Source organism: Pseudomonas sp. NY15435, from assembly GCF_048068295.1.
Taxonomy (GTDB): domain Bacteria; phylum Pseudomonadota; class Gammaproteobacteria; order Pseudomonadales; family Pseudomonadaceae; genus Pseudomonas.
The window spans coordinates 213170-238653 of the sequence record NZ_JBLUQA010000004.1; the positions used below are offsets into that span (position 1 = coordinate 213170).

Annotated in this window: 31 protein-coding genes, 1 tRNA gene and 1 pseudogene; 22 read left to right on the plus strand and 11 right to left on the minus strand. The window is 66.2% G+C overall.

The genetic code is table 11. The features are described from left to right. Positions 1-203: 203 nt before the first annotated feature. Positions 204-1100, minus strand: a complete 897-nt coding sequence (locus ACNFH5_RS11220) for a LysR family transcriptional regulator (protein WP_416745967.1) — start codon at positions 1098-1100, stop codon at positions 204-206. Between the two features lie 113 nt (positions 1101-1213). On the opposite strand from ACNFH5_RS11220, the gene ACNFH5_RS11225 reads away from it, so the two are divergent. Both ACNFH5_RS11225 and ACNFH5_RS11230 read left to right on the plus strand, forming a co-directional pair. Beyond that, positions 1214-1819, plus strand: coding sequence for a 3-mercaptopropionate dioxygenase (locus tag ACNFH5_RS11225; RefSeq protein WP_416745969.1), 606 nt, complete (start codon positions 1214-1216; stop codon positions 1817-1819). After that, a complete protein-coding gene (locus ACNFH5_RS11230; RefSeq protein ID WP_416745971.1) occupies positions 1816-3399 on the plus strand; it encodes a rhodanese-related sulfurtransferase in 1584 nt (527 codons plus the stop codon). Before ACNFH5_RS11225 ends, ACNFH5_RS11230 begins: the two co-directional genes overlap by 4 nt. A gap of 64 nt (positions 3400-3463) precedes the next feature. Here the strand turns inward: ACNFH5_RS11230 and yedA are convergent, their stop codons facing one another. Further along, positions 3464-4357 carry a drug/metabolite exporter YedA gene (gene yedA / locus ACNFH5_RS11235; RefSeq protein ID WP_416746445.1) on the minus strand — a complete coding sequence of 298 codons (894 nt, stop codon included), beginning with the start codon at positions 4355-4357 and terminating at the stop codon, positions 3464-3466. A 171-nt stretch (positions 4358-4528) separates the two neighbouring features. Here yedA and ACNFH5_RS11240 point away from each other — a divergent pair, with 171 nt between their 5' ends. Continuing rightward, positions 4529-4975: an Lrp/AsnC family transcriptional regulator gene (locus ACNFH5_RS11240; protein ID WP_416745973.1), complete on the plus strand. Its 447-nt coding sequence runs from the start codon at positions 4529-4531 to the stop codon at positions 4973-4975. 269 nt (positions 4976-5244) lie between these two features. Here ACNFH5_RS11240 and ACNFH5_RS11245 read toward each other — a convergent pair whose 3' ends face one another. Then, entirely contained in the window at positions 5245-6522 is a 1278-nt protein-coding gene (locus ACNFH5_RS11245; protein ID WP_416745975.1) for an acetyl-CoA C-acetyltransferase, read from the minus strand. 168 nt (positions 6523-6690) lie between these two features. Between ACNFH5_RS11245 and ACNFH5_RS11250 the strand changes: the two genes are divergently transcribed. Next, a complete protein-coding gene (locus ACNFH5_RS11250; RefSeq protein WP_416745977.1) occupies positions 6691-8052 on the plus strand; it encodes a 3-oxoacyl-ACP reductase in 1362 nt (453 codons plus the stop codon). Between the two features lie 262 nt (positions 8053-8314). Here ACNFH5_RS11250 and ACNFH5_RS11255 read toward each other — a convergent pair whose 3' ends face one another. Then, positions 8315-8719 (minus strand): EF-hand domain-containing protein, encoded by a 405-nt coding sequence (locus tag ACNFH5_RS11255; protein WP_416745979.1) that lies wholly within the window; start codon positions 8717-8719, stop codon positions 8315-8317. A 64-nt stretch (positions 8720-8783) separates the two neighbouring features. Next, on the minus strand, positions 8784-9791 hold the full coding sequence (locus tag ACNFH5_RS11260; protein WP_416745981.1) for an AraC family transcriptional regulator: 1008 nt from the start codon (positions 9789-9791) through the stop codon (positions 8784-8786). A 466-nt stretch (positions 9792-10257) separates the two neighbouring features. Between ACNFH5_RS11260 and ACNFH5_RS11265 the strand changes: the two genes are divergently transcribed. The 9 genes from ACNFH5_RS11265 to ACNFH5_RS11305 all read left to right on the plus strand — a co-directional run bounded on the left by ACNFH5_RS11265 (position 10258) and on the right by ACNFH5_RS11305 (position 15574). After that, positions 10258-11115, plus strand: a complete 858-nt coding sequence (locus ACNFH5_RS11265; RefSeq protein ID WP_416745983.1) for a MaoC family dehydratase — start codon at positions 10258-10260, stop codon at positions 11113-11115. Positions 11116-11161: 46 nt separating this feature from the next. Continuing rightward, positions 11162-11479 (plus strand): nucleotide pyrophosphohydrolase, encoded by a 318-nt coding sequence (locus tag ACNFH5_RS11270; RefSeq protein WP_416745985.1) that lies wholly within the window; start codon positions 11162-11164, stop codon positions 11477-11479. Then, positions 11476-12246, plus strand: a complete 771-nt coding sequence (locus ACNFH5_RS11275; RefSeq protein ID WP_416745987.1) for a methyltransferase domain-containing protein — start codon at positions 11476-11478, stop codon at positions 12244-12246. The genes ACNFH5_RS11270 and ACNFH5_RS11275 overlap by 4 nt, the downstream gene beginning before the upstream one ends. A 53-nt stretch (positions 12247-12299) precedes the next feature. Continuing rightward, entirely contained in the window at positions 12300-12884 is a 585-nt protein-coding gene (locus ACNFH5_RS11280; protein ID WP_416745989.1) for a DUF4136 domain-containing protein, read from the plus strand. Between the two features lie 122 nt (positions 12885-13006). Continuing rightward, positions 13007-13567 (plus strand): DUF4136 domain-containing protein, encoded by a 561-nt coding sequence (locus ACNFH5_RS11285; protein ID WP_416745991.1) that lies wholly within the window; start codon positions 13007-13009, stop codon positions 13565-13567. 13 nt (positions 13568-13580) lie between these two features. Next, positions 13581-14075 carry a GNAT family N-acetyltransferase gene (locus ACNFH5_RS11290; RefSeq protein ID WP_416745993.1) on the plus strand — a complete coding sequence of 165 codons (495 nt, stop codon included), beginning with the start codon at positions 13581-13583 and terminating at the stop codon, positions 14073-14075. Beyond that, on the plus strand, positions 14062-14436 hold the full coding sequence (locus ACNFH5_RS11295; RefSeq protein WP_081515751.1) for a DsrE family protein: 375 nt from the start codon (positions 14062-14064) through the stop codon (positions 14434-14436). The genes ACNFH5_RS11290 and ACNFH5_RS11295 overlap by 14 nt, the downstream gene beginning before the upstream one ends. After that, positions 14412-14894: a glycine cleavage system protein H gene (locus ACNFH5_RS11300; protein WP_416746447.1), complete on the plus strand. Its 483-nt coding sequence runs from the start codon at positions 14412-14414 to the stop codon at positions 14892-14894. The genes ACNFH5_RS11295 and ACNFH5_RS11300 overlap by 25 nt, the downstream gene beginning before the upstream one ends. After that, complete coding sequence (locus ACNFH5_RS11305) at positions 14891-15574, plus strand: M15 family metallopeptidase (RefSeq protein ID WP_416745995.1); 684 nt, start codon at positions 14891-14893, stop codon at positions 15572-15574. The genes ACNFH5_RS11300 and ACNFH5_RS11305 overlap by 4 nt, the downstream gene beginning before the upstream one ends. A gap of 32 nt (positions 15575-15606) precedes the next feature. Here the strand turns inward: ACNFH5_RS11305 and ACNFH5_RS11310 are convergent, their stop codons facing one another. Next, positions 15607-16101 (minus strand): hypothetical protein, encoded by a 495-nt coding sequence (locus ACNFH5_RS11310; protein WP_416745997.1) that lies wholly within the window; start codon positions 16099-16101, stop codon positions 15607-15609. A 179-nt stretch (positions 16102-16280) separates the two neighbouring features. Between ACNFH5_RS11310 and ACNFH5_RS11315 the strand changes: the two genes are divergently transcribed. The 7 genes and pseudogenes from ACNFH5_RS11315 to ACNFH5_RS11345 all read left to right on the plus strand — a co-directional run bounded on the left by ACNFH5_RS11315 (position 16281) and on the right by ACNFH5_RS11345 (position 18853). Continuing rightward, on the plus strand, positions 16281-16697 hold the full coding sequence (locus tag ACNFH5_RS11315; protein ID WP_416745999.1) for an anti-virulence regulator CigR family protein: 417 nt from the start codon (positions 16281-16283) through the stop codon (positions 16695-16697). 129 nt (positions 16698-16826) lie between these two features. Further along, complete coding sequence (locus ACNFH5_RS11320; RefSeq protein ID WP_416746001.1) at positions 16827-17450, plus strand: GrpB family protein; 624 nt, start codon at positions 16827-16829, stop codon at positions 17448-17450. Between the two features lie 70 nt (positions 17451-17520). After that, positions 17521-17724, plus strand: coding sequence for a hypothetical protein (locus tag ACNFH5_RS11325; RefSeq protein WP_017520627.1), 204 nt, complete (start codon positions 17521-17523; stop codon positions 17722-17724). A gap of 82 nt (positions 17725-17806) precedes the next feature. Beyond that, entirely contained in the window at positions 17807-18025 is a 219-nt protein-coding gene (locus tag ACNFH5_RS11330; protein WP_416746003.1) for a DUF6434 domain-containing protein, read from the plus strand. Between the two features lie 8 nt (positions 18026-18033). After that, positions 18034-18243: pseudogene (locus ACNFH5_RS11335) on the plus strand (tyrosine-type recombinase/integrase); the annotation flags it as partial. A 41-nt stretch (positions 18244-18284) separates the two neighbouring features. Then, the gene (locus ACNFH5_RS11340) at positions 18285-18521 is read left to right on the plus strand and encodes a type II toxin-antitoxin system ParD family antitoxin (RefSeq protein ID WP_015479019.1); all 237 of its coding nucleotides are present in this window, start codon (positions 18285-18287) and stop codon (positions 18519-18521) included. Next, complete coding sequence (locus ACNFH5_RS11345) at positions 18518-18853, plus strand: type II toxin-antitoxin system RelE/ParE family toxin (RefSeq protein ID WP_416746006.1); 336 nt, start codon at positions 18518-18520, stop codon at positions 18851-18853. Before ACNFH5_RS11340 ends, ACNFH5_RS11345 begins: the two co-directional genes overlap by 4 nt. Before the next feature lie 92 nt (positions 18854-18945). On the opposite strand, the gene ACNFH5_RS11350 is transcribed toward ACNFH5_RS11345, so the two are convergent. Next, a tRNA-Sec gene (locus tag ACNFH5_RS11350) sits at positions 18946-19041 on the minus strand. Positions 19042-19287: 246 nt separating this feature from the next. On the opposite strand from ACNFH5_RS11350, the gene ACNFH5_RS11355 reads away from it, so the two are divergent. Together ACNFH5_RS11355 and ACNFH5_RS11360 are read left to right on the plus strand one after the other, a co-directional pair. Next, positions 19288-19758, plus strand: coding sequence for a hypothetical protein (locus tag ACNFH5_RS11355; RefSeq protein WP_416746007.1), 471 nt, complete (start codon positions 19288-19290; stop codon positions 19756-19758). A 64-nt stretch (positions 19759-19822) separates the two neighbouring features. Continuing rightward, positions 19823-21277: an alpha/beta hydrolase gene (locus tag ACNFH5_RS11360; protein WP_416746009.1), complete on the plus strand. Its 1455-nt coding sequence runs from the start codon at positions 19823-19825 to the stop codon at positions 21275-21277. A gap of 194 nt (positions 21278-21471) precedes the next feature. Here ACNFH5_RS11360 and ACNFH5_RS11365 read toward each other — a convergent pair whose 3' ends face one another. The 4 genes from ACNFH5_RS11365 to selA all read right to left on the minus strand — a co-directional run bounded on the left by ACNFH5_RS11365 (position 21472) and on the right by selA (position 25458). Next, complete coding sequence (locus ACNFH5_RS11365) at positions 21472-21759, minus strand: type II toxin-antitoxin system RelE/ParE family toxin (protein WP_416746011.1); 288 nt, start codon at positions 21757-21759, stop codon at positions 21472-21474. Next, entirely contained in the window at positions 21756-22034 is a 279-nt protein-coding gene (locus tag ACNFH5_RS11370) for an antitoxin of toxin-antitoxin stability system (RefSeq protein ID WP_416746013.1), read from the minus strand. Before ACNFH5_RS11370 ends, ACNFH5_RS11365 begins: the two co-directional genes overlap by 4 nt. A gap of 98 nt (positions 22035-22132) precedes the next feature. Next, complete coding sequence (gene selB / locus ACNFH5_RS11375; protein WP_416746015.1) at positions 22133-24055, minus strand: selenocysteine-specific translation elongation factor; 1923 nt, start codon at positions 24053-24055, stop codon at positions 22133-22135. Next, positions 24052-25458 (minus strand): L-seryl-tRNA(Sec) selenium transferase, encoded by a 1407-nt coding sequence (gene selA / locus ACNFH5_RS11380; RefSeq protein WP_416746017.1) that lies wholly within the window; start codon positions 25456-25458, stop codon positions 24052-24054. The genes selB and selA overlap by 4 nt, the downstream gene beginning before the upstream one ends. Positions 25459-25484 lie beyond the last annotated feature (26 nt).

Genomic DNA, 25484 nt, shown 5'->3' on the forward strand with positions numbered 1-25484 from the left:
GAGCGGCGGTAGGACCGTAGGGCGCATAGCGCGCCAGCGTTATCCGCCGCTAGGTAAATCGGCGCATAACTTTCGCTCTTCGTAGGAGCGAGCTTGCTCGCGAACGGTGCCGCACGGCGCCATTCGGCTGAACCAATGAGCGAAGGGGCTTCGCGAGCAAGCTCGCTCCTACAAGGGCGGGCCGAGGGGCGTGCAGGCCGGATTCAGTCCGGCGAAATATCCAGCCCCCGGGCCACCGCCGCGCCGAACAGCCGCGCCGGCGTTTCCAGGTTGCCCAGCAGGCGAGGCCGAACCAGCCACAGCTGGATCAACGGCTGGAAGTCCTCCAGCTCCAATATCCGCAGCTGGTCACGGTAGCGGCTACGTGCAAGGGCTGGCGCGGGCACCAGCCCCAGGCCACGGCCTTCGGCCACGAGGCCGAGCTGCAGCTCGCTGCCGAAGGTTTCCAGGTTCAATTGCAGCGCCAGCCCCTGATCGGCCAGGGCCCGCTGCAGGCCGGCACGGAAGCCACAGCCATCCGGGTTGAGCACCCAGCCATGCTGGTAGCAATCGAGCAAACGACGGGCCCGCACGTCGCTGTCTTTCGACGCGACTACGCAGAGTTCGACCCGGCCCAGTGGCGTAGCGCCGAGGTCATCGGGGAATACCTTGCTGGGCGGGAACAGCACCACCGCCGCGTCGAGATCGGCGTTCTCCAGCCGCGCGAGCAGATGGCTGCCCCAGCCGCTGCTGACCTGCGCGCGCAATTCCGGGTATTCACCGGCCAGTTGCCGCAGGGCTTCCAGCAACACCACTTCGCCGATGCTCTGCGGCACTCCGAGGCGCAGTATGCCGCTAGGCGTCGTGTCGCTGGCCACCAGCTCCCGCAGGCCATCCACCTCGCGCAGCACCCGCAGGCACTGCTCGAACACCCGGCGGCCAGCGGCGGTGGGCTTGAGCGGCTTGGTGTTGCGGTCCAGCAGCTCCACCCCGAGGGACTCCTCCAGGCTCTGCACCCGCCGGGTGATGGCTGACTGGGTCAGGCCAAGGCTCTCGGCGGCCTGGCTGAGGGAGGCATTGCGGATCACTGCGACGAAGGCATCGATGTCGTCGATCTTCATGAGGCTGGCACCAATTGCGTTTCTCGCATATTAGCTTAGATTCAAAATGCATTTCAGGAATAAAAATGCGTTTGCTACCGTAGCGCCAGAACCTTCCGGAGTGAATCCCCCGCATGTCAGCTCCCCTTCGCCTCGACCGCCTGCGCCAGTTCATCGGTGACCTCGCGGCGCTGATCGACACGGCTCCCGACGAAGCCACGCTGCTCGCCAAAGCCAGCCCGCTGCTGGCCGAACTGGTGCGCCATGACGATTGGCTGCCCGAGGACTACGCCCGTCCCGATCCCCAGCGCTACCAGCAATACCTGCTGCACGCCGATTCGCGACAGCGCTTCTCGGTGGTCAGCTTCGTCTGGGGGCCGGGCCAGCGCACGCCGGTTCATGACCACCGAGTCTGGGGCCTGATCGGCATGCTGCGCGGCGCCGAGTATTCGCAGCCGTTCGCCTTCGCCGCCGACGGTAGCCTGCAGCCCGAGGGCGACCCGCATCGTCTGGAGCCGGGAGAAGTCGAAGCCGTATCGCCACGCATCGGCGACATCCACCAGGTCAGTAACGCCTTCGCCGACCAGCCCTCCATCAGCATCCACGTCTACGGCGCCAACATCGGCGCGGTGCGACGTGCCGTCTTCAGTGCCGAAGGTGAAGAGAAGCTCTTCATCTCCGGCTATTCCAACAGCCAGTTGCCCAACATCTGGGACCTGTCGAAAGAGAACCTTGCATGAGCCAGATCAGCCGCCGCTCCTTCCACGACATCCGCGCCGCCCTCCTCGCCCGTCAGGAGCTGGCCCTGCTGGACGTGCGCGAGGAAGACCCATTCGCCCAGGAACACCCGCTGTTCGCCGCCAACGTCCCGCTGTCCAAGCTGGAGCTGGAGATCTACGCCCGCGTGCCGCGCCGCGACACGCCCGTCACCGTCTATGACGACGGCGAAGGCCTGGCGCAGAGTGCAGCGCAGCGCCTGCTGGAGCTGGGTTACAGCGACGTGGCCGTGCTCGACGGCGGGCTCGCCGGCTGGCGTGAAGCTGGCGGCGAGCTGTTCAAGGACGTCAACGTGCCGAGCAAGTCGTTCGGCGAACTGGTGGAGGCCGAGCGCCACACCCCATCGCTGGCCGCCGAGGAAGTGAAGGCGCTGCTCGATTCCCGGGCCGACGTGGTGGTGCTCGACGCCCGCCGCTTCGACGAATACCAGACCATGAGCATTCCCAGTGGCGTCAGCGTGCCCGGCGCCGAACTGGTGCTGCGCGTCGCCGAGCTGGCGCCGAACCCGGCCACCCGCGTCATCGTCAACTGCGCCGGGCGCACCCGCAGCATCATCGGCACCCAATCGCTGGTGAACGCCGGCATCCCCAACCCGGTGTCGGCACTGCGCAACGGCACCATCGGCTGGACCCTGGCCGGCCAGCAACTGGAGCACGGGCAGGCACGACGCTTCGCCGAAGTATCCGCGGCCACCCGCGAGTCCGCCGCCCAGCGCGCCCGCGCCGTGGCCGACCGCGCGAAGGTCGCGCGCATCGACCTCGCCGGCCTGCGCCAGTGGCAGGCCGAAGCCGAGCGCACCACCTACCTGTTCGACGTACGCACCCCCGAAGAGTACGAAGCCGGCCATCTGCCAGGCTCGCGCTCCACCCCCGGTGGCCAGCTGGTGCAGGAAACCGACCACGTCGCCAGCGTGCGTGGCGCGCGCCTGGTACTGGTTGATAGCGACGGCGTGCGCGCCAACATGAGCGCTTCCTGGCTGGCCCAGATGGGCTGGCAGGTGGCCGTGCTCGACGGGCTCTCCGCTGCCGACTTCAGCGAACAGGGCGCGTGGAATGCGCCGCTGCCGCCCAAACCACAGGCCGAAACCATCAGCCCGCAGACCCTGGCCGACTGGCTGCGCGAACCAGGCACTGCCGTGCTCGACTTCACCGCCAGCGCCAACTACGTGAAGCGCCACATACCCGGCGCCGCCTGGGCCCTGCGCAGCCAGCTCCAGCAGGCAGTGGCGCAACTGGGTAATGCCCAGCGCTATGTGCTCACTTGCGGCAGCAGCCTGCTGGCGCGCTTTGCCGTGGCGGAAGTGGAAGCCCTGAGCGGCAAGCCGGTGTTCCTGCTCGATGGCGGCACCGGCGCCTGGGTCGCCGCCGGGCTGCCCACCGAGGAAGGCGAAAGCCTCCTGGCGGCGCCGCGCATCGACCGCTACCGCCGCCCGTACGAAGGAACCGACAACCCACGCGAAGCCATGCAAGGCTACCTTGACTGGGAGTTCGGTCTGGTCGAGCAACTGGGCCGCGACGGCACACACGGCTTCTTCGTGATCTGACCTGAGCCGGAAAAGACAGCGCCTGCCGACAGTCTCCTGTGGGCGGGCGCTTTTCGTTCCAGGATCAGTTCGCGGGGCTGCGCCGCCACTGCGGCAGGCCGATCAGCACCACCGCACTGATGATCACCGCCATCGCCAGGGACTCCGCCAGGCCGATGTGCTCGCCGGCGAACACCACGCCGAGCATCACCGCCACCGCCGGGTTGACGTAGGCGTAGCTGGTGGCCGCCGCCGGGCGCACATTGGCCAGCAGGTACATGTAGGCGCTGAAGGCGATGATCGAACCGAACACCACCAGGTAGGCCAGCGCGCCCCAGCCGGCGGCGGTCGGCATTTGCTCCATGCGCTCGCCACTGAGCAGGCTGCCCAACAGCAGCACGCCACCGCCCACCAGCATTTCCACCGCACTGGCCATGGCGCCGGCGGGCAGGTCCAGGCGCCGGCTCCACACCGAACCGAAGGCCCAGGTCGCCGCCGCAAAGAGAATCAGCGCCGCGCCTGCCGGGCTGCCCTGCAGGTTCGAGCCGAGGTTGAGCAGCACGATGCCGAACAGGCCCAAAGCGATGCCCGCCCATTCCAGGGCATTGGTGCGGTTACCGAAAAAGCGCCCGAACACCAGGGTGAACAGCGGCACGGTTGCCACCGCCAGCGCCGCCACACCCGAGGCCACGCCCCAGTGCTCGGCCACCGTCACCCCGCCATTTCCGCAGCTGAGCAGGAGGATGCCAATGGCGCCTGCCGACAGGCATTGCTTGAACGTGGGCAGCGGCGCGCCGCGCCAGAGCATCCAGGCGAACAGAAGAGTGCCGGCGATGATGAAACGGCACCCGGCCATCAGCATCGGCGGCCAGGATTCGACACCGATGCGGATCACCAGGTAAGTCGAGCCCCAGATGAAGTAGAGGGCGAAAAAGGCGGCGATCAGGGTCAGGGAGACGCGGGCTCTGGGCATGGGCATCGTAGTCATGGGAGGGCTCGACAAGGCAGGCGGGGCGATTCATTTTATGCAGGCAACCCCGTGCCGATAAGGCACAGACAACGCCAATAGCGGCGTAACACTTTTCAATCGATGGATTTTCCGGTTTTTCTCCGTTGAATCTGTTTTGACCAGAATGCCAAGGTGGAACCGATGGACAAATACGACCGTGCCCTGCTCGCTGCCCTGCTGGAAGACGGCCGCCTGTCCTTCGCCGAACTGGCCCGTCGCATCAATCTCTCCCCGCCGGCGGTGGCTGATCGCGTGGCGCGCCTGGAGGCAGACGGCGTCATCACCGGCTACCACGCCAGCGTAGACCTGTCGAAGATGGGGCGTTCCATCCAGTGCCTGATCGAGATGCGCCTGAACGACCATCGCAGCAAGAGCATGCTCGACCCGCTGCTGGAAATTCCGCAGATCATCGACTGCTACCGCATCACCGGCGAGGCCTGCGTGATGCTCAAGGTGGCGGTCAGTTGCACCCAGGAACTGGAAGAGCTGATCGACCGCCTCGCCCAGTTCGGCACCAGCAAGACCTCGCTGGTGCTCTCCACGCCGTTCTCGCGGCGCGTGCATCCGGCGATGTTGCAGGGCGGCTGAGGGCCTTTTCTAGAAGGGAATTGCAGGGGGAAGACTCTCTCCTACGGAAGCGACCTGGCGAGGCCCGCTCGCCGGCTTTCTGTAGGAGCGAGCTTGCTCGCGAACAGCCCGAACTTCGGCGTAACCGGTGTTCGCGAGCAAGCTCGCTCCTACAGCCCCCTCGCAGTTTCGTAGGATAAAAAAAGGCGGCGCCGCTCGCGCGGTGCCGCCTGAAGTCACGGAGTTGCTACATCGCGGGGCGGCGAAGAGGGCCGCCCCGTTGTATTGGATTACCGTTCGACGATTGCGGTCACACCCTGACCACCTGCCGCGCAAATCGAAATCAGTCCACGCCCCTTTCCAGCACCATCCAGCAGCTTGGCCAGGTTGGCGACAATGCGCCCGCCAGTGGCGGCGAATGGGTGGCCGGCGGCCAGCGAGCTGCCCTTGACGTTGAGCTTGCTGCGGTCGATGGAGCCCAGCGGCGCGTCGAGGCCGAGGCGGGTCTTGCAGTAGTCTGCGTCCTCCCAGGCCTTGAGCGTGCACAGCACCTGGGCGGCGAAGGCTTCGTGGATCTCGTAGAAATCGAAGTCCTGCAGGGTCAGGCCGTTGCGCGCCAGCAGGCGCGGCACCGCGTAGACCGGCGCCATCAGCAGGCCCTCGTGGCCACCGACGAAATCCACTGCCGCCGCTTCGCCGTCCTTGAAGTACGCCAGGATCGGCAGGCCGCGCTCCTTCGCCCACTCCTCACTGGTCAGCAGCACCACCGAGGCGCCGTCGGTCAGCGGTGTGGAGTTGGCCGCCGTCAGAGTGCCGCGCGAGCCGCGCTCGAACACCGGCTTGAGGGTGCCGATCTTCTCCAGGTTGATGTCCGGGCGCAGGTTCTGGTCGCGCACCAGGCCACGGAACGGCGTCATCAGGTCGTTCTGCCAACCCTCGTCGTAGGCGGCGGCCAACTTGTGGTGGCTCTCGAAAGCCAGCTTGTCCTGCTCATCGCGCGGGATGGCCCAGGTCTGCGCCATCAGCTCGCAGTGCTCGCCCATCGACAGCCCGGTGCGAGGCTCGCCGTTCTTCGGGATGTGCGGCATCAGGTGGCGCGGGCGAATCTTCAGCAGGCTCTTGATCTTCTCGCCGTTGGACTTGCCGCGGTTGGCCTCCAGCAGGATCTTGCGCAGCCCTTCGTTGACGCCGATGGGCGCGTCGGAGGTGGTGTCCACGCCGCCGGCGATGCCGCAGTCGATCTGCCCGAGGGCGATCTTGTTGGCCACCAGGATCGCCGCCTCCAGGCCGGTGCCGCAGGCCTGCTGGATGTCATAGGCCGGGGTTTCCGGTGCCAGGCGCGTGCCCAGCACGCATTCGCGGGTCAGGTTGAAGTCGCGCGAATGCTTGAGCACGGCGCCTGCGACCACTTCGCCCAGGCGTAAACCGTGCAGCTTGTAGCGCTCGATCAGGCCGTCCAGCGCGGAGGTCAGCATCTCCTGGTTGCTCGCCGTCGCGTACACGGTATTGGAGCGGGCGAAGGGAATACGGTTGCCGCCGACGATGGCGACCCGGCGCAATTGGGTCATGCAAGGCTCCTGGGTGGATGGGCGTTAAAGTGCGGTCAAGGCTAACCTTAGCCGCTTGTGTCGCATTGGCCGCCCCGCCGTTGCGCAGGTCAGCGCGGTCAATTGCGTCGAACCCGTGCCTGCGTAGAGTGGTCAGCACTTTAGAGAATCCGTTCAGGAGCCCGTTCCATGACCGATCGCTACATCGCCTTCGCCAACTCCAACGTCGGCCGCCGCCTGGTCGGCGCCCTCGGCCTGCCCGCGCCGGTTCGCCTGGAGCGCTGGAGCGCCGGGCGCACGCGGCCGGTGGACGGAGCGTTGCTGCTCGGTGGCGAGGGCAACCTGAACGAGGCCGTGCTGCCGTTCGCCGAGCGTCTGACCGACTCCATCTTCGCCTTCGCCTTCGCCGACGGCCAGTATGGCCTGCCGCGCTGGACCGCCGAGCACGGCCCAAAGCTCAAGGCGATCGTCTTCGACGCCAGCGGCCTGACCCGTTTCGAGCAGACCCTGGAGCTGCGCACCTTCTTCCAGGGCGCACTCAAGGGTCTGGATAAATGCCCGCACGTGGTGATCCTCGGCCGCGCGCCGGAGTCGATCAAAGACCCCATCGCTGCCAGCGTGCAGCGCAGCCTGGAAGGCTTCAGCCGCTCCCTGGGCAAGGAAATCCGCCGGGGCGGCAACGTGCAGTTGGTGTATGTCGGCAAGGGTGCGGAAGACCAGCTCGAAGGCGCGCTGCGCTTCTTCCTCTCGCCCAAGAGCGCGTATGTGTCCGGGCAGGTCGTGCGCCTGTCCGCCTACGCCCAGCAGGTGCAGGACTGGAGCCGTCCGCTGGTAGGCAAGCGCGCGCTGGTGACCGGCGCCGCCCGCGGCATTGGCGCGGCGATTGCCGAAACCCTTGCCCGTGACGGCGCCGAGGTAGTCCTGCTGGACGTGCCGCCGGCCAAGGAGGCTCTCGACGCGCTCGCCGCGCGCCTGGGTGGCCGTGGCGTGGCGCTGGACATCTGCGCCACCGACGCCGGTGCGCAGTTGGTCGAGGCGCTACCCGATGGCGTCGACATCGTGGTGCACAACGCCGGCATCACTCGCGACAAGACCGTCGCCAAGATGAGCGAGGTGTTCTGGAACTCGGTGATCGACGTGAATCTGAAAGCCCCGCAGGTGCTGACCCAGGCGCTGCTGGACGCCGGCAAGCTGCACGACGACGGCCGCGTGGTGCTGCTTGCCTCCATCAGTGGCATCGCCGGCAACATGGGCCAGACCAACTACGCGGTGAGCAAGGCCGGCCTGATCGGCCTGGCGCAGGCCTGGGCGCCAGCGCTGGGCAAGAAAGGCATCAGCATCAACGCGGTTGCGCCGGGCTTCATCGAGACGCAGATGACCGCTGCCATCCCGCTGACAATCCGTGAAGCCGGTCGGCGCATGAACTCCATGGGCCAGGGCGGCCTGCCGCAGGACGTCGCCGAAGCGGTGGCCTGGTTCTCCCAGCCGGGCTCCGGCGCGGTGAGCGGGCAGGTGCTGCGGGTGTGTGGGCAGAGCCTGCTGGGGGCCTGATCGCGTTTCCCCTGCAGTAGCAACGGTATTTCTCTGACAGGCTGTGCCTGGGAGTCCCCTCTCCCTAACCCTCTCCCTGAAGGGAGAGGGGACTGTGCAGTGCCAGGCGAACTTCCGTGCTAACCGAAAACGCCGAACGGCTCCCTCTCCCTTCGGGGAGAGGGCGGGGGAGAGGGTTAACGGGCGCAGAGAAACACCTCGGAGGGAATGGACTTTATCCGCACTCTGGCCGACAAGCCGTTGAACGAGCCAGGGCAAAAGGTCAGCCCCGCGCCGCCACCAATTCACGAAACTCCTGCGCACTCACCCGATGATCGCCATCGCGATCGGCACGCACGATCAGCGCCGGTTCCTGGGTCATGAATTCCGCCTGGCTGACCTTGCCGTCACCGTCACGGTCCGGCCAGGCGATGGCGTTGGGAGAAACCTGCACGCTGGGGTTGGGCGGCGTCACTTCCTCACGCGTCAGCAGGCCGTCCTGGTTGCGGTCCAGCCGATGGAACATGCGCACGCGCATGGCAGACAGGTCTTCGGCCTCGATGAAGCCGCTGCCATCGCGGTCCAGACGAGCGAAGGCCGTCTCGCCCATTTCTCCCGCCCCTGCGTGCTGAGCAATCAGCAGCAGGACGGAGGACAGCAGCAGGGTCTGGCGGATTCGGCTTTGCATCGGACATACCTTGGCGGAAATTGACCGGCAAAGCCTAGCCAGAGGCGAGCTCGAAAGGGTTCGATCACTCCGCTGGCGGCTGCGGCCGGCCGCGGCGGCGGAATTCCACCGGCGTCTCGCCAACCCAGCGCTTGAAGGCGCGGTAGAAGGTGCTCGGCTCGGAGAAGCCGGTACGCTCGACAATCACTTCGATGCGCTCGTCAGTCTTGAGCAGCAGCTCCTTGGCCAGGCGGCAGCGGTAGTCGGTCACCAGATCGTTGAAGCGCACCCCAGCCATGGCCAGGCGTTCGCGCAGGCGGCGGGCCGGCATGTCCAGACGGGCAGCGACCTGCTCCAGCGTCGCGCCGCCATCCACCAGCAGTACACCGATCAGCTCGCGCACCTTGCGCACCAGGTCCAGCCGTTCGACTTCCGCCAGTTGCCGGCGCGCCAGTGATTCGTGCATGCGCAGCAGCTCGGGGGCGGCATGTCGCGAGGCCTTGTCCAGCACGGCGGCGTCGAAGATCAGCGCATAGCGCTCGGCGCCCAGCACGGCCGGGCAGCCGTAGACCTCGCGGTAGCGCGCGGCGGGCGCCCCCTCTTCGTGCATCAGTTGTACTTCGTGGGGCTTGAAATCGCCCTCGGTCAGCGCGTGGAACAGGCGAACCACTGCGCCGGCCAGCATCTCGGGGAAGTGCCGGTTGGTTCCGGCGGTATGGCCAAGCAGCAGGACGGCTTTCTCACCCTCCACTTCCAGACGGGCATTGAGCGTGTCGGAGAGCAGGCGCACGTAGCGCAGGGCATGGCGCAGGCCTTCCCCGAAGGTGGCGCTGGACAGGAACAGGTATTCCAGCAGCAGGCCATGGAACGCGGGCAGGTGGCCGGCCAGGTAAAGGCCGACGTGCTCTTCGCCGCACTCTTCGGCGGCCGCTTTCCAGAACAGGTTCTGTGCGCTGTGGGGGAATCGTCCGGCAGGCAGGCTGCCGGCTGGCAGGCCGACGCGGGCCAGCACGCGGTCGGGGTCGGTACCGCTGGCGCGCAGGGCGTCGATCACCGGGCGCATCAGCGCCACATCGTCGGTCAGATCACGCATGGTGTTTTTTTCTAGTTATCCATGAGGCGGGCCCATCTTAGGCAGCTTTTCCATCGCCCCTCAAGAGAATCAGAAAGCAGGTTGAGGGAAATATCCGAGCAATTGGACGGTCACATTGACTTGCCTGCCGCGCGCCGAGTTGCCACGGCCAATGCCCACGCCTGAGCGGCGGCTAAGCTGATAAGGGGCTGCTGACGCTTCGGCACGGCCGCGACGGCGCCGCATTTTGCGCAGGGCTAGGCGCGAGGAGTGTGGTTCATCCCAAATGAACGACGAGTAACGACGCTCTGCGCAAAATGCGGCCCGTCCCTTCGGGTTGCGCGGCAAATCACGCCATGCGTCGTTGCGGGGCTAGGCAAGGGAACGCCATTACCGTCGCCCCGCGTCTAGCCTGGCGTGATTTGACGCAGCAACGCGGCTCGCGCCGAAACGTCAGCAGCCCCTTTTGCCCCTCAGGAGATACCCGATGCCCCGCGATTGGCTTGACCTGTCCGCTCCACCCGCCCTCACCGGCCTCTTCGCCCGCGCCGCCGTGCGCCGCGGCGTGCGTGGTCGCAGCCTGCCGACCCGCGGCCTGCGCTGTCCGGTCACGGTCGATCCGAAGCATCTGGAGCGCTATCGCAAGGTCTGCGGCTTCGCCGACAACCACCTGCTGCCGCCGACTTATCCACACATCCTCGCCTTCGGCCTGCAGATGGGACTGCTGACCGACGCGAACTTCCCCTTCCCGCTGCTGGGCCTGGTCCACCTGGAAAACCGTATCAGCGTGTTGCGGCCCCTGGGCGGGCTGGGGCCGTTCAACGTCAGCGTGCGCGTGGCCGATCTGCAGCCCCACGAGAAAGGCGTGACCTTCAGCATCATCACCCAGCTCCACGACCAGCTCGGGCTGCTCTGGGAAGGCGACAGCCGCATCCTGTTCCGCGGGATGCGCCTGGACGGCACACCGCCGGCGCGCGAAGAACTGGCCGAGTTGCCACTGGAGCAGATCGACGCCTGGAACTGCCCGGCGGATATCGGCCGACGCTACGCCCGTGTAGCCGGCGACTACAACCCGATCCACCTGTCTGCCGCCAGCGCCAAACTGTTCGGCTTCCCCCGCGCCATCGCCCACGGCCTGTGGAACAAGGCGCGCAGCCTGGCTGCCCTGGGCGAGCGCCTGCCGATGGCCGGCTATCGGGTCGACGTGCGCTTCCAGAAGCCGGTGCTGCTGCCGTCGCAGGTCAACCTGCTGGCCAGTGAGCCAGCGCCCTCCGGGCAATTCAGCCTGCGCGGCAAGGACGACCTGCCGCACATGGCCGGCAGCTGGAGCCCGCTGGACGTTTGACGCGCCAGGCTTGAAGCTATGGGGCTCACGTTGGAGCCCCATCTGCATGAACCTCGAAGCCATCACCGCGCGCCTGCACGCCATCCGCGACCACAACGACTGGAGTCGCTTCCACAGCCCGAAGAACCTGGCCATGGCGGCCAGTGTGGAAATGGCCGAGCTGGTGGAAATCTTCCAGTGGCTGCGCGAGGACGAATCGCGGCAGCTGCCAGCGGAAAAACTCGCCCACGCCGGGCAGGAAGTCGGTGACATCGTCCTTTACCTGCTGCTGATGTGCGCGGAACTGGGCATCGACATGGAGCAGGCGGTGCTCGCCAAACTGGCCGACAGCGAACGGCGCTTCATCGAAGGAGGCGCCAAGTGAGCGACTCCCCGAAGACCGGCGACCGCCATTTCGACGAACTGGCCACGCGCTTTGCCGAAAAGATCTACGGCGGCGCCAAGGGCGCGATCCGCCTCGCGGTGCTCCAGGCCGACCTCGCCGAAGCCCTGCCTGACCGCCCGCTGCGCGTGCTGGATATCGGCGCGGGCCTGGGCCACATGTCGCTGTGGCTGGCCGGGCGCGGTCACGACGTCACCCTCGCCGAACCCGCCGCGCCGATGCTCGAAGGCGCGCGCCAGCGCTTCGAGGAAGCCGGCCTGCAAGCTACCTTCATCGAGGCACCCTGGCAGGACCTGCTCGGTCAGCTCAACGAGCCCTACGACCTGGTGATCTGCCACGCCGTGCTGGAATGGCTGGCCGAGCCGCTCGCCATCCTCCCCGTGCTGCACCAGCTGACCCGTGCCGATGGCTGGCTGTCCCTGGCCTTCTACAACCGCGATGCACTGATCTACCGCAACCTGCTCAAGGGCCACTTCCGCAAGCTGCGCAAGAATCGTTTTTCCGGCGAAGGGCAGAGCCTTACCCCGCAGGAGCCGCTCGACCCGCGCATGCTCGAAGCTGCCATGGCAGACCACTGGAGCATCGAGGCGCGCAGCGGCGTGCGGGTATTCCACGACTACATGCCGGTGGAGTTCCAGCACAAGGCCGAACCGCTGGACCTGGTGGAGATGGAACTGCAATACCGTCGACATCCTGCTTTCGCCGGCCTCGGCCGCTACCTGCACTGGCTGTGCCGGCCGCAGGATTAGGTGCATAGTTGCCACTGCGCACGCCCGTTGAAGTGAGCGTGCGGGAGTCCGTCATGCCGCGTTATCTGTTGATCCTGCCGCTGTTCGCCGCCCTGGCCGCGTGCCAGAGCCCGAATCCCTACAGCAATACTTCGCTGCCGATCCCGCCCGCCCCCGCGCAGGCTGCCAACCCGGGACTCGACCCTGGCAGCTATCCCGCGCCGCCACTGGACTACGGCCAGTACCGCTCGTGGAGCTGGGCCAACGGCGCCAGTTTCGGCGGCCCCTTGCAGGACGCCGTCAGTGAAGCCCTCGATCAGCGCGGCCTGCGCCCGGCACGCTCGAATGCCCCAGCGGACCTGACCGTCAGTGCACAGCTCTCCAGCGAACAGCGCACACGACAAACCACCGATTACTACAACGGCGGCTACAGCCGTTGGAACGATCCCTGGTACGGCGGCTACGGCGCGTCCTACCCGGTTACTCGTACCTACGTCGTCACCGTCAGCGTGGTGCACATCACCCTGTTCGACGCGCGCAGTAACCAGCAGGTCTGGAGCGGCAGCGCCGAGTATGAGGGTGGCAGCAACCAGAGCGACCAGGCCCGCGCACTGCGCGAAGCCACGCGCAAGGCCATGGACGGTTACCCGCCGGGTTGACTGCCGGCTGGCCGGAAAAGTTGCCGCCCGGACATCTCCTGCGACCACGCGCAGCCCCTCTGCCGCTTGCCTTTGCGCGGACTCTGCGCTTGGATGAAAGCTCTGTCAGGAGTAATCCAACCATGATCCGCCGTTTACTGTTACTGGGCCTGATGCTTGGCCTCGCTGCCTGCGAAACCACCAGCGTCAGTCGCGACTACGACACCACCCGCGACTTCTCCCGCTACCTGACCTGGAGCTGGGCGCAACCGGCTTTCGAATACCGCCCGGATGACCCGCGCATCAAGAGCGACCTCACCGAACAACGCATCAGCGACGCCGTGACCGGCGAGTTCGACCAGCGCGGTCTGCGCCAGGCGCAGGGCGGCAACCCTGGCGACGTCAAGCTGCGCGCCTATCTGATCGTCGACCAGCGCCAGGACCAGGTCACCACCTACAGCGGCGGCTACTGGGGCGGTTACTGGGGAGGCTACTGGGGCCCACCGCCCATGGCCGAGAGCCGCACCGTGACCTACAAGGTCGCGACCATCCAGGTCGACATGTTCGACGGCAAGGACGGCAAGCTGGTCTGGCGCGGCAGCGGCGAGCAGATCATGCGCAGCAGTCCGCCTACGCCCGCCGAGCGCGAAGCGGCGATCCGCGAGACGGTGCAGAAAATCATCGCCCAGTACCCGCCGCACTGAGTCTGGAGAGCACGTGAACCGACCCGCCCTGCAGCACCGCCTCGCCCTCGCCGATGATCTCGGCGAGGTAGTGGGCTTCCCCCAGGACGCCGACGAACTCTTCTACTGCTACCCCAAGGCGAGCTGGCCACTGACCATCGGCCAGCTCGCCGCCGCAATAGCCGAACGGCGTGGCAGCACGGTGGCCCTGCTCGATGGCCGCGTCGCCGGCTTCGCCAACTTCTACCAGTGGCAACCCGGCGAATTCTGCGCGCTGGGCAACATGATGGTCGCGCCCTGGGCGCGACGGCACGGCGTGGCGCAGTACCTGATCGAGGTCATGGAGAATCTCGCCCGCGACCAGTACAAGGCGCAGGTCATGAAAGTGTCCTGCTTCAACGCCAATGCCGCCGGCCTGCTGCTCTACGCACGCCTGGGCTACAAGCCGCAGGGCATTGTCGAGCGTGCTGATCCGCAAGGACGGCGCATCGCCCTGGTCCAACTGGAGAAAGCCCTTGTCCACGCCTGAGCCCCAGCGTGTGCTGATCATCGTCAGCAGCGGCCCGAGCACCCCGGCGCGCTGCGCCGCGCCCTTCTACACCGCCACGCTGCTGGCATGCATGGACGCGAAGGTCACCCTGTTCCTCAGCGGCGAAGGCACGCGCCTGGCCTTCCAGGACATCGCCGATACTCTCTACGCCGCCGAAGATGGCGAGCCGATCAGCCACTTCATCCAGCAAGCCAAGGAAGCCGGCGCACGCCTGCTGATGTGCCGCGCACCGGGCGTGGCCATCGACGAAAGCCGGCTGATCGAGGAAGTCGACGAGATCGCCAGCGGTGGCGAACTGGCACGCATGATCCTCGAATACGACCGGGTGCTGACGCTGTGAAGCTGCACGGCCTGGAGTTCCCCGATGACCTGCTCTACGCCCCCGACTACAACCTCTGGCTGCGTGAGGAGGAAGGCGGCGCCGTCACGCTCGGGCTCACCGCCTACGGTTGCGCGGTGTACGGACAGATCTTCGCCTTCACCCCCAAGCGCGACGGCTGGCACATCGACTGCGACCGCAGCTTCGGCGTGGTGGAATTCGCCAAGGCTGCGTCGTCCGCGCGCAGCCCGCTGGACGGCACCGTCCTCGCCAGTAACGAAGCCGTGGTGCGCCGACCGGGGCTGATCAACCAGGATTGCTACGGCGAGGGCTGGATGGTGCGCCTGAAGCCCGACGACTGGGCCGTCGCCCGTGGCCGTTTCCTGCAAGGCGACGCTGCACTGGAAGCGTTTGCCCGCCGAATGCATCTGGATGACTTCGACCCCGACGACGACGGCGTCCAGGCCCTGCGCCCATGAACCGGGCAGGCCTGGGCATCGCGCTGCTGCTCGGCCTGTTCATCAGCCCGGCGCTGCGCGCCGACCAGCCGCCGCAGGACGGTTTCGTCTATCTCGATCAGTTGCTGGAATCCGCGCGCTATGACGTGCGCTACGCCGGCGACGACAACTTCGTCGGCGAGCCCATCGATGGTTATCTGAAGCCGCGGATCATCCTCACCCGCGAAGCCGCCACGGCCCTGGCAGCGGTGGAGAAGGACGTCGCCCTGAGCGGCCTGGCGCTGAAAATCTTCGACGGCTACCGCCCGCAACGCGCGGTGAATGACTTCCGCCGCTGGGCCGCCGACCCGCAGGACATCCGGCAGAAGGCCCGCTACTACCCTGACCTGGACAAACCCGCCCTATTCCGCGACGGCTATATCGCCAAGCATTCCGGGCACTCGCGCGGCAGCACTGTCGATCTCACGCTGGTGGATTCAGCGACCGGGGAAGAGTTGGACATGGGTAGCCCGTTCGACTTCTTCGGGCCCATCTCCCATCACGGCACCGCGCTGGTCAGCGTGCAGCAGACGCGCAATCGCGAGACGTTGCGCCAGGCCATGCTGCGGCATGGCTTCGAGCCCTACAGCGCCGAATGGTGGCACTACACCCTGAAGGCCGAGCCTTATCCGAAGACCTACTTCGACTTCCCGGTGCAGTGAAGGATGGCGGCCGTCCCTGGCCGCGGGGTGTATCAATCGTCGTCGTGTTTGCTGGAGTTGTCGCCGGCGTTGTCCAGGCCTTTGGTGTTGTGGGTACCCGGCGTCGTGTCGGAAATCGCCGTCGCCTTGGACAGGCCACGGGTGTCCTTGGAATGCGCCACCGAGGAAGTCGTCTGGCCGTGGCCCTTGCTGTCGTTCTTGGAGCTGCCGTAGTGATTGCCGCTCAGGCCATGATCACGGGTAGCCTTGCCGGCATGCTCGCCGCCATCGTTCGCGCCATTGCTGTTGCTGCCGTGATTACCGCCGGGGCCGCCCTTGCCGCCACCATGGCTACCACCGTTACCACCGCCGTGACCGCCGCCGTGACCGCCGCCGTTACCACCACCATTGCCGCCACCGTTTCCACCACCGCCGCCGCCATTACCTTTGGCATAGACCGAACCGATCGGCGAGAGGTCGGCGGGCAGCAAGGCTGTCGTGCCGAGTGCGAATGCACAGGCTACTGCAACAACCAGGGACTTTTTCATCTTGTTATCGCCTCCAGAGGCGGGGGGTTGAGATACCTGTATGACTGGCTGCAGCCCCCGTGGTTCGCAGCCTGCCGACGAAATGCCAGCACGCCGGTGCCAACTCGATCGCCGCCCAAATGACGCGGTAGCGGCTACGCTGGCAACATAGGATCTCTCACCCCGGAGGCAACACCGACATGTCCAGACTCAACCCTCTGCTGGCAGCCATCCTCGGCATCGCACTGCTGGGCGCCAGCCATCTGCTGCTGGCTGATCCGGGCAAGAACAAGGGACACGACAAGGGCGGCCAGCACGGCAATCAGGGCAACAACTGGCAAGGCGGCCCGAGCATCGACATCGGCGGCGTTCAGGTCATCCTCAACGACAACCGCAACTACTGGAACCCGGGCGCGGCGCTGCCGCCCGGCATCCAGAAGAACCTTGCGCGCGGCAAGCCGTTGCCGCCCGGGATCGCCAAGAAACTCGACGGCCGCCTGGTCGGCCGCCTGCCCCACTACGACGGCTACGAATGGCAGCAGGCCGGCACCGACCTGCTGCTGGTGACCATCGCCACCGGCGTCATCTACGAAGTGCTGCATAACGTGCTGGATTGATCGGCCAGCACCTGCAGGAGCGGGGCATGCCCGCGATGGTCGCCGTGGCGCTCCTGCAGGTTTACCTGAACTCCTTTCGCGGGACTCCCCTCCAACCCTTGCCTACTGCCTGCCGCTGGAGCTATCCGCATGACCTCGCAAGCCCCCGAATTCGACGGCCAGCGCTGGAGCAACGCCGAAGAAGACCGCATCGAAGTCGTCACCGCCGATCCCCTCTGGCCGCAACGCTTCGCCGAAGAAGCGGCCGCCATCGCCCAGGCAGCCGACCTCCCCGGCCTGGGCATCGAACACATCGGCAGCACCGCCGTGCCGGGGCTGGACGCCAAGCCGATCATCGACATCCTCCTGCTGCCGCCGCCGGGCAGCGACCCGCACCGCCTGATCGAACCGCTGCAGGGGCTGGGCTATCAGTACTGGGCAGAGAACCCCGACACCACGCGGATGTTCTTCGTCAAAGGCATGCCGCCGCTAGGCAGCCGGCGCACCCACCACGTCCACGTCATGGACCTGAACGAAGCCTCGCGCCGCCTGCTGTTCCGCGACTGGCTGCGCAACCATCCCGAGGATGCCAGTCTCTACGCCGGGATAAAGCATGAACTGGCACAGCGCTTCCCCACCGACCGCGACGCCTATACCGAAGGCAAGGACGAAGTCGTTGCGCAGATACTGGGGCGCGCGCTCAACCCGCCGGAGCACCACCGCGACGGCGACGCAGCCCATGGCGGCGAAATCCAGGGGCCGGACAGCCGCTGAAGGGTCTGCTTGTTAATCCGCCGTTAATCCATCCGGCCGAAGCTCGGGGCTCCCCTCAGGAGGAAGTCCCATGCTCAAGCTCTCCGTGGTCACCTTCGCCTGCGTCACCCTGGTCGGCTGCGCCGACGCCCCGCACTACAACCACTTCGGTGCCATCGAATCGCCCGTGCGCGAATCCTTCGGCGAAGACAACCTCGAACGCCAGCCCACCCGCGTGCGCCTGCAAAGCGACGATTATTCGGCGCAGCAACAGCGGATGATGTGGGGCCAGTGACGCCGCAACACCTCGGCAGACCGCGCCAGCGGCTGCCGAGTGCGCTATAACGGCAACTCCCCAAGGCACAGGAATGGACGCCATGGCCTTCGACTGGCACAGCGACCCGATCACCCGGCAGACCCCGCTGGATGCCGACTACCGCAACACCCAGAACGTCCGCCGCTTCATGACCCGGCACTGCGGCGACAACTTCCATTTCGACCGCGCCTTCATGGCCTGGATACGCAGCGGCGCGCCAGCGGACATGGGTGCGGTGGTGGATGAGTGGCGGCGCCGTAAAGGCCTCGCCATTGGCTGAACACGCTAACGCATGTGCTGCGTCACACCTTCGCGAGCCACTAAATGATGAACGGCGGGAACATCCTGGCCTTGCAGCGGGTGCTCGGCCACGCCTCGCTGAACATGACCATGCGTTATGCGCACCTCGCGCCGGACCATCTGCTCGATGTGCTGACGCAGGGGTCGATCAGGGACTTTCGTCACCTGCTCGATACTGGGGAGGAACACGAGTGCTAGTATGTTTTGGCAAATTTTGCCATTCCCGAGAGACTGGTCCCATGAGCACGATGAACATTTCCCTGCCGGATACGCTCAAGAGCTTTGTCGATGAGCAGGTCAGCCAGCGTGGTTACGGCACCAGCAGCGAGTACGTGCGCGAACTGATTCGCAAGGACCAGGACCGTCAGCGTCTGCGGGGCCTGCTGATCGCCGGAGCCGAGTCGATGCCTGCGGCACCTGCTGACAGTGATTACTTCGAATCGCTCCGCACGCGGGTGCGTAAGGCTCGTGGATGAAGGCGAAGCCAGTCATTCCGCGTGTACTCGCCAATCAGGACGTTGAAGCGGCTGTCGATTACTACCTCAGCGAAGGCGCCGAACAGGCTGCTCTGGGGTTTGTCGATGCCCTGGAAAAGGCATACGCCCATATAGCCCGTCACCCTGCCAGCGGTTCATCCCGCTATGCCCATGAGCTGGATTTGCCGGGGCTGCATTGCTGGCCGCTCAAGCGCTATCCCTACCTGGTGTTCTACGTCGAGCGCGACGATCACATCGATGTGTGGCGCGTGCTGCACGGCATGAACGACATCCCATCCTGGATGCAGGCTGGCGAGACCGAAAGGCACTGAACGTGCTTCGACACTTCTTCGACACCGACGTCGAAGCGCCTTCCCGGGCTGAGCTGGAAGCCTAGAGCCACGCGGGCTGTAGACGGGGGAATTGGCGGAAGGCAGTGAGAGTCGAACTCACCCAGGAACGGCTGCCGTCCCCCACCGGGTTTGAAGCCCGGCCACGCCACCGGGCGTGATTGCCTTCCCTGGTCAGAGGCCGGATGCGCGAATGCAGCGGCGAGTGCGGGAGCCCGGATGTTGCCACTATTGCCATGATGGATGCCAGCGCAGCGATGCCGCAGTGGCGGCCAGATCACCAGACAACTGTCGAACAACTCAGAGCACGCTCGCGGCCAAATGACATTAGATAGCCATTTATTGGCCAGAATAAGGTCGGCAGACTGGCAACCGGTGTTCTAACCTCGCTAGCAGTCACCTGGAATCTCCACGGCATGAAGCCCACTCTACCCATCCTCGATATTTCGCCGCGCCAGGGCATTGGCCCGGTCTGTCTCGGCGACACACGCTCCATGGCGCGGGACGCGCTGGCTGCCATCGGTTTTGTACTGGAATCGTCCAACGGGCCCACGGACTACTTCTGCCAGGCGGCGATCCAGACCGAATGCGATGAGCAGGGCTTCATCTGGTTCATCGGCATCTCCCAGAGCGAGCACTATCTGGCCCGCTACCAGGGCGTGGACGTATTTTCCCTGGCGGCCGGCGAGCTGTTCGCGCTGGTCGCAGCAGCTGACGGTTCCGGTGTGCACGAATACACGGACAACGAATACCTCTTCCCCGGGCAGATTCTCACGCTGTGGGACGCGGACGAGCAGTACGACCGCCAGGGCAACGAGACACGTCCGGTCTGGGCCCAGGTCGGTATCGGCAACCCCGCGTATATCGAGGCGGCCTCGGCCATTTGATCCGTGAACGGACTTTGCGGCGCCGGGGCTCTATGCTTGTCCCGCACGTTGCCAAGGGAATTCCATGCTGAACGCGAAACTCACCCGAGCCCTGCTCTGGCTGGTCATCCTCATCCTCGCCATTGCCGTGCTGGCGTTGGGACTGCGGGTCGCCGCGCTGCGCAACATTCCGCCGCTGGAGCCCTGGCACACCTGGGTGCCGAACGACCTGCACAGCGGCGCGATCGACCGCACCGACTGGGCTGGTTACCTGGCCGCCGAAGACAAGCTGATGCAGTCCATGCGCAAGGAGATGGCTGCCAGCCTGCAACCCTTCGAGCGCGTCGCCTACAACCGCTACTTCGACCGTAGCGAGGTCTACCCCGGCCACTTCGCCACCGACTGGAACCGTTCCTACGAGATGCGCCCAGACGGCGAGGTGCGCGGCGCGGCGGTGCTGCTGCACGGATTGACCGACTCGCCCTACAGCCTGCGCCACCTGGGCGAGCACCTGCGACAACAGGGCTTCGTGGTGATCGCGATCCGCATGCCGGGCCACGGCACCGTGCCGGCCGGGCTGACCGACGCGGACTGGGAAGACTGGATGGCCGCCACCCGGCTGGCCGTACGCGAGGCCACTGCGCAACTGCCCAAAGGCGCACCGATGGTGATGGTGGGCTTCTCCAATGGCGGCGCGCTGGCGATGAAGTACAGCCTGGATGCACTTGCCGACCCGAGCCTCGCGATGCCCAGGCAGTTGGTCCTGATCTCGCCCATGATCGGCGTCACCCGCTACGCCCAGTTCGCCGGCCTGGCCGGCTTGCCGGCGCTCCTGCCGGCCTTTGCCAAGGCGGCCTGGCTGAGCGTCCTGCCGGAGTTCAACCCGTTCAAGTACAACTCCTTCCCCATTGCGGCGGCGCGCCAGACGGTGGAGTTGACCGACGCCGTGCAGGCCAGCCTGGAGAGCGCCAGCCGCAGTGGCAGCCTCGCCCGCCTGCCACCGGTCCTCACGTTCCAGTCCCTCGCCGACAGCACCGTCAGCACCCCTGCGGTGATCAGCAACCTCTATGACCGCCTGCCAGACAACGGTAGCGAACTGGTGTTGTTCGACCTCAACCGCTCGCTGAATTACGGCCCGCTCCTGCGCCCGGAAATGGCCACCCTCGGCGACCGCCTATTGCCGGAGCGAGAGCGCAATTACGCCCTGACGGTGATATCCAACAGCCCGCAGGACAGTCAGGCGGCAGCCCTGCACACCCCCGCCCGTAGCCAGCGACAGGAGCGCCAGCCGCTGGCCGCCAGCTACCCGGCGGACCTGTTTTCCCTGTCCCACGTGGCGCTACCCTTCCCACCCGACGACGCGCTCTACGGCCAGCACCCGAATACCGCAGAAGACTACGGCATCCACCTGGGCACCCTGACGCCCCGCGGCGAACGCGGCGTGCTGATCGTCGGGCTGGACCTGTTCCAGCGGGTGACCTCCAACCCGTTCTACGGATACCTCGTGCAACGGGTCGACCAGGTGTTGCCGCAGCGCTAGCGCTTGCCCAGATCCAGCACGACAGCGATCAGGGTGACGGCGATGAGTAACAGAATCAGCCAGTAACTCATTGGACCCACTCCCCGGTAGTGAACAGGGCTATCGAGCGGCGTGGGGATGGGTAGTTCAGAAAGTTTCTTCAGCGGTTGCGAGCAAGACTTGGGCATCATCAATTCGGCCCACTTCTGATCACGTCAAACATCGCTCAACGGCGGCCACATCCTGGCTGTGTGCACCAGCGCGAGAACCCACAGAACGTCGGCTTCGATCTGATAGACGAGCCGGTAGCTCTCGTGGGGAATCAGTTCGCGCGTGCCGGGAATCTGGCCGGGCTTGCCCATCATCGGGAAGCGCTTGAGTTTGGCGGCGGTTGCGCTGAAAAGGGTGTCCATCTGCGCGGCAGCGTCCGGATTTTCGGAGGCGAGGTATTCCCAGATATCGAAACGATCCTGCTGAGCATCTCGCGTCCAGAAAACCTTCATTTACGCTCGGTTGCCCTCAATCGAAGTGCCGCAAAAGCCGCTTCGACTTCTTCGTCTGAGCGCCCGTCTCCCGCTGCCATCGAAGCCCGCCCCGCCTCGACCTTGGTCTGCAGATACTCATCGTAATCCTGAGCCTGGCGCTGTTGACGTATGAAATCGCGCATCAGTTCGCGCATGACCTGAGACGCAGGGCGATGAGCCGCCTCGGCGGCAGCCATGAACTCGGCGCGCAATTCGGGTTCCAGCTTCATGGTGAATACGGCTTCTTTGCTCATGGAGAAATCACCTGGTGATTAAAAGGTATATACCTCATATATACCTTGATCACTGTAGGCGATTCCCCCGTTCCGCGAAATCCGCGTCCGACCAGTAGTCAGGAAGCATCTTCCGACGCGGTCCGCGCCAATGCCGAATCACCCCTGATCCGCCGCTCATTGCCGAAGCGACGGGTGAAGCCGATACGGTCGAAGTACTCCAGTAACTGGATGCAGCGCTTGCGGCCGATGCCGATGCGGTCGCGGAAGGCAGCGGCGCGGATGATGCCAGCCTCGTCATGCAGGTGCAGGGCATGGCCGGCGAGTTGGCGCAGGGTCTGTTCGGGGTAGAACAGGTCCTTCACCACCTGGTGCAGCTGGCCCAGGCGGGCGAGTTTGCGTAACAGCAGACGTACGTCACCCTCCTCCACGCTCAGTTCACGGGCGAGGTCGCGCACCCAGGGTGGATCGAAGGCGCCAGCCAGCAGCAAGGGCCAGAGGCGCTGACGCAGTTTCTCGTCGGCTTCGCCCAGTTGCACACGGTGGTCGGGCAGGTGCAGCCAGGGACCGCTGCTGTCGACCCGCCCTGCCGCCAGCAGGCTTTCCAGCAGCGCAATGAAGACCGGCCGTTCGAGTGGCGAGAATGCGTAGCGGCGCAGACGATCACGGTCAGGGCCGAGCTCGTCGGGCGCCTCGCTGTGGAAGCGCTGCAGGGCATCGAGCAGTTGCTGCTGCAGCGCGGACCAGCGCTCGGCGGCGAACAGTCGCGTGCCGAGCCGGGTATTGATTTCGACCAGCTCACCAGGCAACTGCCAGCCCGCACGAGGGCGGTTGAACTGGCGCGCCAGCAGCGCGGGATCAAGGCCGTTGCTGGCGTGGGCCAACAGGGTCGGCAAGGCGCTTTCGAGATCGTCGCCCTGCAGGGCGCGCAGCTGCTCCAGACGCTCAGGACTGCGCCGGTTGCGCGCGGGGGCGAACGGGTCGAGCACGCGGCCGCCGCCAAGGGTGCGCTGCGCAGACTGGTCGCGTAGTACCAGACGGTCGCCATGCACGGCATGGCTTGGCGCGTTCAGGACGAGCTGCGCGAAAGTGCGTTCGCCGGGTGGCAGGCGCTCGCCTTCGAGCAGCGCGACACGACCGGTGACATCCTGTGCGCCCAGGTGGACATGCACCGGCGTCCAGTGGGCAAAGGCACGGGTTTCGCCGGGCAACAGGTCCAGTTCGATATCGATGCGCGTGGTGGGGGCATGGAGTGTGGGGTCGATCAGCCAGTCGCCCCGGTGAATCTGTTCAAGGCTCAGGCGCTCGCCAGCGATGTTTACCGCTACGCGCTGGCCGGCGTGGGCCTGCTGCGCTTCGCGGTTCTGTGCGTGCAGGCCGCGCACACGAACGCGGCGCCCAGCAGCTCCCAGCAGCAACTCATCACCGACCTGGAGGCTGCCGGCGAAGGCAGTTCCAGTGACGACGACACCGGCCCCGCTGACGCTGAAGGCACGATCCACCGCCAGCCGAAAACCACCTTCGGCGACCTGTTCACACGTCTCGAGAGCGGCCTTGGACAAGGCTTCACGAAGGATGTCGATGCCTTCGCCGTTGCTGCTGGACACCGGGATGATCGGTGCGCCCGCCAGCGGCCCTTCGGCCAGCAGCGCCTGCAGCTCACCTGTGGCCTGCTCGACCCGTTCGGAGAGCACGCGGTCGACCTTGGTCAGGGCAACGATGGCGCGGCGGATACCCAACAACTCGACAATGGCGAGGTGCTCGCGGGTCTGCGGCATCACCCCGTCGTCTGCAGCCACCACCAGCAACACCAGGTCGATGCCGCTGGCGCCGGCGAGCATGTTGTGGACGAAGCGCTCGTGGCCCGGCACATCGATGAAACCGGTGAGCGCGCCGTCTCCCAGGTCGGCGTAGACGTAACCCAGATCGATGGTGATGCCGCGCTCGCGTTCAGCGGGCCGGCGGTCGCCTTCCACGCCGGTCAGGGCGCGCAGCAGCGAGGTCTTGCCGTGATCGATGTGCCCGGCAGTTCCGACTATCACGCGTCGCCCTCGGCCAGCAGCGGCAGTTGAGCGACGAAGCCGGGCTCGTCATCGAGCTGGCGCAGGTCAAGCCAGAGCGCATCATCGTCGATGCGGCCGAGCACCGGGATCGGCAGGCAGCGCAGGCGTTCCTCCAGGTCCAGCAGGGCACGGCCGCGTTGACGCTTGGGCTGGTTCGGGCGCAGGCACAGCGCGGCGCTGGGCAGGCGTGCGACCGGCTGGGCGCCGCTGCCGATCATGCCCAGGGCATCCTCGGCGCTGACGCTCCAGCCTTCGCCGAGCAGCGTGGCGAACGCTGGCGCAAGACGTTGCGCCTGAGTTCGGATATCGGCCTGCGGGCGACTGAGCAGGCGCAGGCTGGTCAGGCGCTCGGCCAGGCGGTCCGGGTCGCGGTAGAGATTGAGCACGGCCTCCAGCGCAGCAAGGGTCAGCTTGTCCACGCGCAGGGCGCGCTTGAGCGGGTTTTTCTTGATTCGTCCGATCAGTTCCTTGCTACCGAGGATCAATCCGGCCTGGGGGCCGCCAAGCAGCTTGTCGCCGCTGAAGGTGACGATGTCGGCGCCGTCGCGCAGGGCTTCCTGCACGGTGGGCTCCTTGGGCAGGCCCCAGCGGGTGAGGTCGACCAGGGTACCGCTGCCCAGGTCCTCCAGCAGCGGCAGGCCGTGGGCGTGAGCGATCTGTGCCAGTTGCGGCGTCGGCACGCTGGCAGTGAAACCCTGCACGCTGTAGTTGCTGGTGTGCACGCGCATCAGCAGGCCGGAACGCGGGCCGATCACGGCTTCGTAGTCCTTGACGTGGGTGCGGTTGGTGGTGCCGACCTCGACCAGCTTCACGCCGGCGCGGGACATGATGTCGGGGATGCGGAAGGCGCCGCCAATCTCGATCAGCTCGCCGCGGGAGATGATGCCCTCCTTGCGCGCGCCCAGGCTGTTGAGCGCCAGAAGGACGGCGGCGGCGTTGTTGTTGACCACGGTGACCGCTTCGGCGCCGGTCAGCTCACGGATCAGCCCGGTAATGAGGTCGTCGCGGTCGCCACGCTTGCCGGTGGCCAGATCGAATTCAAGGTTGAGCGGGTAGCGCGCGGCCAGCGTGATTGCTTCGATGGCTTCCTCGGGCAGCAAGGCGCGGCCAAGGTTGGTATGCAGCACGGTGCCGGTGAGGTTGAACACCCGGCGTACGCGGCTGGCGTGGTGCGCGGCGAGACGCTCGCCAGCGCGGCCGGCGAGCACGCTCTCTTCCAGTTCGACGGCGGCCAGCTGGCCGTGGCGCACGGGTTCGCGCAGCTCGTCGAGCAGGTCGCGCAGGGTCTTGAGCAGGGCTTCGCGGCCGTAACGCTGCTGCAGCGGCTGACAGGCCGGGCTGCGCAGCAGGCGGTCGATGGAGGGCAGGCGTACCGAGGTCATGGACGAACCTTGTGGGAGAGTCGATG